The organism is Spirillospora sp. NPDC046719, assembly GCF_040645715.1.
Classification (GTDB): Bacteria; Actinomycetota; Actinomycetes; order Streptosporangiales; family Streptosporangiaceae; genus Spirillospora.
Genome location: NZ_JBEYYT010000412.1, coordinates 1 through 8,311 on the forward strand (window position 1 = coordinate 1; position 8,311 = coordinate 8,311).

Annotated in this window: 6 protein-coding genes and 1 riboswitch; of the genes, 2 read left to right on the plus strand and 4 right to left on the minus strand. The window is 72.2% G+C overall.

The window, feature by feature from the left end:
• Positions 1–1,118 (minus strand): Mrp/NBP35 family ATP-binding protein (locus ABZ914_RS41215; RefSeq protein WP_500200082.1); only part of this gene is annotated, 1,118 nt, incomplete at its 3' end.
• A 142-nt stretch (positions 1,119–1,260) separates the two neighbouring features.
• Here ABZ914_RS41215 and ABZ914_RS41220 point away from each other — a divergent pair.
• Positions 1,261–1,716, plus strand: coding sequence for a MarR family winged helix-turn-helix transcriptional regulator (locus tag ABZ914_RS41220; protein ID WP_433149355.1), 456 nt, complete (start codon positions 1,261–1,263; stop codon positions 1,714–1,716).
• 59 nt (positions 1,717–1,775) lie between these two features.
• Here the strand turns inward: ABZ914_RS41220 and ABZ914_RS41225 are convergent, their stop codons facing one another.
• The 3 genes from ABZ914_RS41225 to ABZ914_RS41235 all read right to left on the minus strand — a co-directional run bounded on the left by ABZ914_RS41225 (position 1,776) and on the right by ABZ914_RS41235 (position 4,129).
• Positions 1,776–2,264, minus strand: a complete 489-nt coding sequence (locus ABZ914_RS41225; RefSeq protein ID WP_500200084.1) for a DUF1003 domain-containing protein — start codon at positions 2,262–2,264, stop codon at positions 1,776–1,778.
• Positions 2,261–3,586, minus strand: a complete 1,326-nt coding sequence (locus ABZ914_RS41230) for a magnesium transporter MgtE N-terminal domain-containing protein (RefSeq protein WP_500200086.1) — start codon at positions 3,584–3,586, stop codon at positions 2,261–2,263. Before ABZ914_RS41230 ends, ABZ914_RS41225 begins: the two co-directional genes overlap by 4 nt.
• 126 nt (positions 3,587–3,712) lie before the next feature.
• The gene (locus tag ABZ914_RS41235) at positions 3,713–4,129 is read right to left on the minus strand and encodes a cold-shock protein (RefSeq protein ID WP_500200087.1); all 417 of its coding nucleotides are present in this window, start codon (positions 4,127–4,129) and stop codon (positions 3,713–3,715) included.
• A 221-nt stretch (positions 4,130–4,350) separates the two neighbouring features.
• On the opposite strand from ABZ914_RS41235, the gene ABZ914_RS41240 reads away from it, so the two are divergent.
• Complete coding sequence (locus tag ABZ914_RS41240) at positions 4,351–7,581, plus strand: FG-GAP-like repeat-containing protein (protein WP_500200089.1); 3,231 nt, start codon at positions 4,351–4,353, stop codon at positions 7,579–7,581.
• Between the two features lie 453 nt (positions 7,582–8,034).
• Positions 8,035–8,185, plus strand: a riboswitch (cyclic di-AMP (ydaO/yuaA leader).
• The last annotated feature ends 126 nt before the right edge of the window (positions 8,186–8,311 follow it).

Here is an 8,311-nt window from a genome sequence, read left to right on the forward strand (position 1 = left end):
CCGAGGGACATGCCGGCGAGGCCGCGGCTGCGGCCGGCGAGCTTGTCGGCGATGGTGCGCAGCTCCTTGGCGGCGCCCGCGTCGGGGTCGCCGAGCACCAGCGGGAGGCCGTTGTCGCCGCCCTCGCGCAGCCGCGGGTCGATCTCGACCTGGCCGAGCAGCGGGACCTTGGTGCCGAGGGTGCGGGCCAGGGCGTCGGCGACGGTCTGCCCGCCGCCCTCGCCGAAGATGTACTGGCGCTCGCCGCAGTGCGCGCAGGCGAGGTACGACATGTTCTCGATCACGCCGACGACCTGCTGGTGGGTCTGCGCGGCGATCGCGCCGGCGCGCTCGGCGACCTCGGCGGCGGCCTGCTGCGGGGTGGTGACCACGAGGATCTCCGCGGACGGCAGCAGCTGCGCGACGGAGATCGCGATGTCGCCGGTGCCGGGCGGCAGGTCCATCAGCAGGACGTCCAGGTCGCCCCAGTAGACGTCGGCGAGGAACTGCTGCAGGGCCCGGTGCAGCATCGGACCGCGCCACACGACCGGCTGGTTCCCGGCGGTGAACATCCCGACGGAGATGACCTTCACGTCGTGCGCCGACGGCGGCATGATCATGTCGGCGACCTTGGTGGGGGAGTCGGAGACGCCCAGCATCCGCGGCACCGAGTGGCCGTAGATGTCGGCGTCGACCACGCCGACCTTGCGGCCCTGCGCGGCGAGGGCCGCGGCCAGGTTGACGGTGACCGAGGACTTGCCGACGCCGCCCTTGCCGCTCGCGACCGCGTACACCTTGGTCAGCGAGTTCGGCTTGGCGAACGGGATCTCCTTGGCGGGCTCGCCGCCGCGCAGCTTGGTCTGCAGGTCCTTGCGCTGCTCCTCGCTCATCACGTCCAGGTCGACCTGGACGGAGGTGACCCCGTCGAGCTTGGAGACGGCCTCCGTGACGTTCTTGGTGATGGTGTCCCGCATGGGGCATCCGGCAACGGTCAGGTACACGCCGACGCGGACGGTGCCGTCCGCCGCGATGTCGACGTCCTTGACCATGTCGAGCTCGGTGATGGGCTTGCGGATCTCAGGATCGTTCACCGTGGCGAGGGCCGCGGTCACCTGCTCGGTCGTCAACTGGTGGGCCATGCGTCCATGGTATGAACCCCGCGGCGGTATCGGCCAATCGGGTGCCGGACCTCACACCGGGCGCACGGGGCGTCACACGGGGACGCGCGACACCCGCCCCCGGCCCCTTCGCCCGCGGCTTCCGGCACCGTAACATCGGGGCGTGACATCGCAGCCCAGCACCATGTCGCCCACCGAGCTGGCGGTGTGGCGCACGATGCTCCGCGCCCAGGTCCAGATCTCCCGCCGGCTCCAGGCGGACCTGCTCGCCGACCATGATCTCGCGCTGGGCTCCTACGACGTGCTGATGCACCTCGGCGAGGCACCGGGCGGGCGGCTGCGGATGAACGATCTCGCCGACCGGGTGCTGCTGTCGCGCAGCGGGCTGACCCGGCTGGTCGACCGGCTGCAGCGGGACGGGCTGGTCGTCCGGCAGTCCTGCACCAGCGACGCGCGGGGCCTGTACGCGGTGCTGACCCCGGCGGGGCGGGCGCGGCTGGCGGACGCGACCCCCACGTACCGGCAGGGCGTCCGCGAGTACGTGCTGAGCCGGCTGGACGAGCCGGACCTGCGCACCTTCGGCGACATCCTCGACAAGCTGGCCGACGAGACCGTCTGAGCGGGCGGGCGGTCCGTCGCAGCGGTCCCGGTCCGTCGCAGCGGTCCCGGCCCGGGGCGCTAGGACAGCGTCGGGTGCTGGTCCTTGGCGTCCAGCTCGCGGATGATCTGCTGGAGCTCGGAGCGCAGGAAGTCGCGCGTGACGACCTCGCTCAGCGCGACCCGCAGCCCGGCGATCTCCCGGGTGATGTACTCGGTGTCGGCGATGCTGCGCTCGTTGCGGGAGCGGTCCTGCTCGTACTGGACGCGGTCCCGGTCGTCCTGCCGGTTCTGCGCGAGCAGGATCAGCGGCGCCGCGTACGACGCCTGCAGCGACAGGATCAGCGTCAGGAAGATGAACGGGTACGGGTCCCACCGCAGGGCCTGCGGCGCCAGGAAGTTCCAGCCGATCCACACGACGATGAACACCGTCATGTAGACGAGGAACCGGGCGGTTCCGAGGAACCGCGCGAACCGTTCGGACAGCCGGCCGAACGACTCGGGGTCGTAGTGCGGCCGCGGCACGATCGTCCGGCGGATCTCGCGCGGCTGGTCCAGACGTGTGGTCATCTCGCCCCCTCGGCGCCCCGGAGGGCCTCTTCCTCGGGATCCGCGGACACCTCGGCGGCGGCGTCCATGGCGGCCTCCCGCCAGTCCTCGGGCAGCAGGTGGTCGAGGACGTCGTCGATGGTCACCGAGCCGAGCAGGTGCCCGTTCTCGTCCACCACGGGCGCGGCGACCAGGTTATAGGTGGCCAGGACCATCGCGACGGCCTCCAGCGTCATGGTGGGCCGCAGCGGGTCCAGCTCGGTGTCGCAGATGCCGCTGACCAGGGTCGGCGGCGGTTCGCGCAGCAGCCGCTGGAAGTGCACGGTGCCGAGGTAGCGGCCGGTCGGGGTGGCGGTCGGCGGCCGGCACACGTACACCTGCGCGGCCAGCGCCGGGTTCAGGTCGGGGTTGCGGATCAGCGCGAGGGCCTCGGCGACCGTCGCGTCCGGCGGGACGATCACCGGGTCGGTGGTCATCAGGCCGCCGGCGGAGTAGTCCTCGTAGGTGAGCAGCCGCCGGACGGGCGCCGCGTCCTGCGGCTCCATCAGTGTCAGGAGCTGCTCGCGCTGCTCGGTGGGCAGCTCGCCGAGCAGGTCGGCGGCGTCGTCGGGGCCCATGGCCTCCAGGACGTCGGCGGCCCGGTCGGCCTCCAGCTTTCCGAGGATCTCGATCTGGTCGTCCTCGGGCAGCTCCTCCAGGACGTCGGCGAGACGCTCGTCGTCGAGGGCGGCGGCGACCTCGGTGCGCCGCTTCGCGGGCAGCTCGTGCACGATGTTGGCGAGGTCGGCGGCCTTCATCTGGCCGAACGCGGCGATCAGCCCGGCGGCGCCCTGGCCGTGCTCGACGGCGGAGAACCCCTCGACGTCGTCCCAGTCGACGACGAGGCTCTCGCCGCGGCGCCGCAGCCCGGGGCCGCGACGCAGCCCGCGGGCCCCGCCCCGGCGGACGGCGATCTTGCCGACGAGCCAGTCGCGGGTGCGGGTCGGCTCCATGGACACGTCCACGACGGCGACGGGTTCGCCGGTCTCGCGCAGCCGGACGGTGCGGTCGAGCATCTCGGCGATGACGAGCGTCTCGGACTCGCGCTTGCTGAACCGCCGCATGTTCAGCCGGCCGTCGAAGATGATCGCGTCGGCCTCGATGACCTGCACCCGGGTGATCGGCACGAACACCGGGCGGCGGGGGCCGACCTCGACGACGAGGCCGAGCACCCGGGGCGGCCGGGGGGCCAGGCGCAGCGCCACCACCACGTCGCGGACCCGCCCGACCTGGTCGCCGGCCGGGTCGAACACCGCGATCCCGGCGAGCCGCGCGATGAACACGCGTGTCGGAGCTCCGCTCATGGGCCTGACACTACCCAGGACGCACCGGGCGATTCGGTGCGGGCACGGCGGCCCGCCGGTGACCGGCGGGTGAAACGGCGGTGCCGGAGGCCGCGTTCCGGGCTCCGGCGGACCGCGCCGCGGACGTCAGGCCTCGACCCAGCCGTGCTTCTTGGCGAAGCCGATGAAGCTCTCCCGGATGCTGACGATCTGCCGCCCGGTCAGGTCGGGCGTACCGGACAGCAGCAGCTCCGTGATGTCCTCGCGCAGCTCCGCCGGCTCGAGGACGTCGCACAGCCCCTCGTCCAGCAGCTGGGAGGACGACGACTGCCGCGGCGACGACGACGGGGACGACGACGCCCGGGACAGGATGCGGACGCCGAACGCCTTCGGGCCCCGCTCGCTGTCGACCGTCTCGAACTCGACCGTCGCGCCGGGCGTCAGGCCCGACTTGTCGTCCAGCACCTCGTTGGCGTGGACGAACACGTCGTCACCGCCGCCGTCGGGGACGATGAACCCGTAGCCGCGCACCCCGTCGAACCGCAGAACTCGTCCAGTACGCACCAGAACCGACCAACTCTCCACACCGCGAAACGCGAACCAGGAATACCTGTTCCCAATCTAGCGCGCACGTCCCCCGCTCCCCGGGAACCGGCGTCGCCCTGGTGCCGGGACGCGGTGGAGTGAGCGGTGTGAACGCTCTTGTGTCATCGAGGTGAGTAGGCGCGGAGGGGAAGGTGAGAGATATTCGGGTTCCGTGCAGGTGGTGACGTCGGGAGCCCGATATGCGCATGCGGCCGGTGGTGGCGATCCTCATGGCGGGACTGCTGGCGTGGGCGCCCGCCGCGTTCGCGGAGGGCGGGTTCCCGGCGTCGCCGCCGAATGATCCGGGCTACGCGAGCGCCGAGGTGCCGGGCTGCGGGAACGGCGTCAACGGGGAGCAGCACGCGCTCTACTCCTTCATGCCGAAGTGCGCGCCGAACGCCCGGGACCCGGAGAACGCGTCCGGGATGTCGGTCGACAAGGCGTGGCGCGACTACACCATCGGATCGCCGGACGTCGTGATCGCCTACGTCGAGGGCGGGATCAACTGGCACAACGGCGACGCCGCCGAACTGGCCGACAAGGTGTTCCTGAACACCGGCGAGCTGCCGAAGCCCGAGGGGGCGTCCGCGTACGACAAGGACGGCGACGGCGCGGTCACCGCCGCCGACTACGCCGCCGACCCCCGCGTGAAGGACGCCAACGGCAACGGCCGCATCGACCCCGAGGACCTGATCGCCGCCTTCTCCAACGGCAAGGACGACGACGGCAACGGCTTCACCGACGACATCTCCGGCTGGGACTTCTACGAGCACCAGAACGACCCCGCCACCTACGACTCCACCTACGGGCACGCGAACAGCCAGATGAAGACGATGGCCGCGCAGACGAACAACGGCGTGCAGGGCGCCGGGGTGTGCCCGCGCTGCCGGATCCTGCCCGTCCGCGCGGGCCAGGAGGCCCTCGACCGGACGGACGACCTGGCGCAGGCGTGGCTGTACGCGGCGCACATGGGCGCGAAGGTGATCGTCAGCACGACGGCGGACCTCGGCTACTCCTCCTACATGCGGCAGACCGTCGAGAAGCTGTGGCGGGACGGCGTCGTCATGGTCGAGTCGAGCAACGACTTCGACTCCACCGACCACCAGGGCGGCATGTTCTGGCCGCATGTCATCCCCGGCAACGGCCTCGTCCCGAACACCGCCGGGGTCCCGGACCCGCTCGCCAACACGCTGACCACCACCTACCGGACCCGCTCGGACGAGACGTCGTTCGGCGCGAAGGCGATGTTCTCCGTCGCCACCCAGGGCGGATCGACGTCGGAGTCCACGCCGACGACCGGCGGGGTGTTCGGCCTGCTGCTGTCCTACGGGATCCAGCTCGGTCGGCCGCTGACGAACGAGGAGGCCGTGCAGGTGCTGCGGGCGACGGCCTCCGACATCGACGACCCGTCCCTGCCCTGGCCCGGCAGACCGGGATGGGACCGGCAGTACGGGTATGGGCGGCCGAACATCGCCAAGGCCATGCAGGCCGTGAAGGACGGGAACGTCCCGCCCGTCGGCGCGATCACCGGCCCCGACTGGTACTCCCTCTACGATCCGACCGCCACGAAGTCGGTCGACGTCACCGGGTACGTCGCCGCGCCGCGCTCGTCCGGGTACCGGTACGAGCTGGACTGGGCGCCGGGCATCGAACCGTCCGCCGCCGCCTTCCGGACCGCCGGATCCGGCTCGGGCGCCTCGCCCCACGACGGCCCTATCGGCACGCTCGACCTGTCACAGGTCCCCGAGTCGGTATGGGACGCGCAGTACCGGCTGTCGAACGACAAGGAGCTGTCGGCCAGCGAGCAGTACACGGTCACGCTGCGGCTCCGCGTGTGGGACGCGTCGGGGCGGATGGGCGAGGAGCGGCGCGCGATCGCCGTCCACCACGATCCCGCCCTGCGCGCCGGATTCCCCAGGAGACTCGGCGTCGGCAACGAGAGCCAGCCCGCGATCACCGAGCTCCAGGGCCGGAAGGCGATCGTCTACGCCGACGGCGACGGCCGCGTCCACGCGCTCGACGGCGCGTCCGGCAAGGAGCTGCCCGGATGGCCCGCCACCACGCGGCCGACCGTCCCGCAGCACGCGTATCCGGGCGTCGACCCGGGCCACGAGCCCGTCGTCGCGCCCGTCGCGGTCGGTGACCTGACCCGCGACGGCCACCAGGAGGTGGTCGCGACCAGCACGACCGGCCGTACCTATGTCTACGACGCGTCCGGACGGCTCCTGCCCGGCTGGCCGAAGACCCTCGACGCGGGCGCGGCGCCGCCCCCGATCCCGCGCCCCGCCCTCAAGTACACGCGACTGCCCGTGCAGGGCGCGACCGCGTCGCCCGTCCTGGCGGACCTCGACGGCGGCGGCGGGCTCGACATCGTCCAGGCCGGCTGGGACGGCCGCGTCCACGCCTGGCGCCCGGACGGCTCCGACCTGCCCGTATGGCCCGTCGAGGTGCGGACGGGCAACGGACCGCCCGACGGATACATCCGGATCGACGACCACAAGCTGCCCGGCACCCCGGCGGTCGCCGATCTCGACGGCGACGGCCGGCCGGAGATCGTCGTCCGCTCCCAGTTGTCGGACAGCAAGGGCGGGGGAGAGCAGTTCTACGGCGCGAACTACGCGTTCGCCTACCACGCGGACGGCGCGCCTGTCGCCGGCTGGCCCGTCCGGATGGCCTCGGTCATGACGTTCTACGGCAGCGCGCAGGAGTTCATCACCGAGGGCGTCAACCAGCCCGTCACGGCCGACGTGGACGGCGACGGCAAGGACGAGGTGGCCACCGGCCCCTCGTTCGGCCCCGCCTACCTGATCTCCGGGACCGGCAGAATCCTTCGCGACTACGGGCCGCTCGCCAACCCCGCCCTGGACCCGTCCGCCGTGCTCGCCGGCCACCTGCCCGCCGACGTCCCGCTCTCCTTCACCACGTCCGGGGCGTTCGGCCGGTTCGGGCCGCTCGGGCGGCTGAGCTATACGGAGGGCGGCTCCGGCGCGGCGTCCCTGGTCGCCGCCCTGCTGTTCCCCGGCAGCGGGCAGCCGATCGGCAACTACCAGCGCGGCTACGACGCCGCCACGGCCCTGCCCGTGCCGGGCTTCCCGCAGCGCCGCACCGGCCTGGCCTTCCTCGGCGCCCCGATCATCGCGGACGTCACCGGCGACGGCCGCGCCGAGGTGATCGGCGGCGGCGACACCTCCACCCTGCACGCCTTCGAATCCACCGGCCAGGCCGCCGGCTTCCCCCTGTTCACCGGCGGGTGGACGGTCTGGTCCCCGTCCGCCGGGGATCTCGACGGCGACGGGCGGACGGACCTCGTCGCCACCACCCGCGAGGGCTACCTGTTCGCCTGGAGGACCCAGGGCAAAGCGGACGCCATCGAGTGGCCGACCTACCACCACGACGACCAGCGCACGGGCCACTACGGGACGCCCCGCTGACCACCCCCTGCGCGCGCCCCGCGCGGCGCCCCCGTCCCGCAAAGCACCTGGCCAGGCGCGCCTGCAGGGGACGGGGGCGCCGCCCGGCCAGGGGCGGCGCTGGGGGCCTGGAAGGGCGCCGGGACCCCCGTCGTGCGGGTGGTCTGGGCCACTCGCAGGGGTGATCGGCGGGTTCGGATCCCGGGGTGTGGGGGGTCGTTTCGATTTTTTTTTGGGGCGGGGGAAGTGGGGCTGAGCCCTTGTGTTGGGGGCGTTTTGGGTTGTCTTTGCAGGTCGGGTGGGTGCTTGGGGCGTGCTTGACGAAATATGGGGGCCCTTGAACCTGTTGTGGATGTGTGACCGACGGGGAAGCCCGTCCGGGGCGCCCGACCAGATCACGAAGGGCGCATCGAGTCCCTGATCATCAGGACGGCCGATCTCAAGGCAGTCCTCCGCCGAGTCCGCACAGCGCCGATCACGGCCACGCCCATCAAGGCGAATGCGGAGCCGGGGACCCACCGAAACACCGGGGTGAATCCGCACCCCCGCATGCGCGGGGGGCGCGGTAGGGCCACTTCCACGCCCGAACCCGACAGCTAACCCGGTAGGCGGACTGGAAGAACCTCAGGAGAACCCTTCTCATGACCGCTCGTACCTTCGATCCCAAGCGCATCGGCACCCGCGTCGCCGCCGGCGCCGTGCTGTCCCTGGCCGGCGCGTTCGGCTTCGCCTCCCTGGTCCCCTCCGCCCA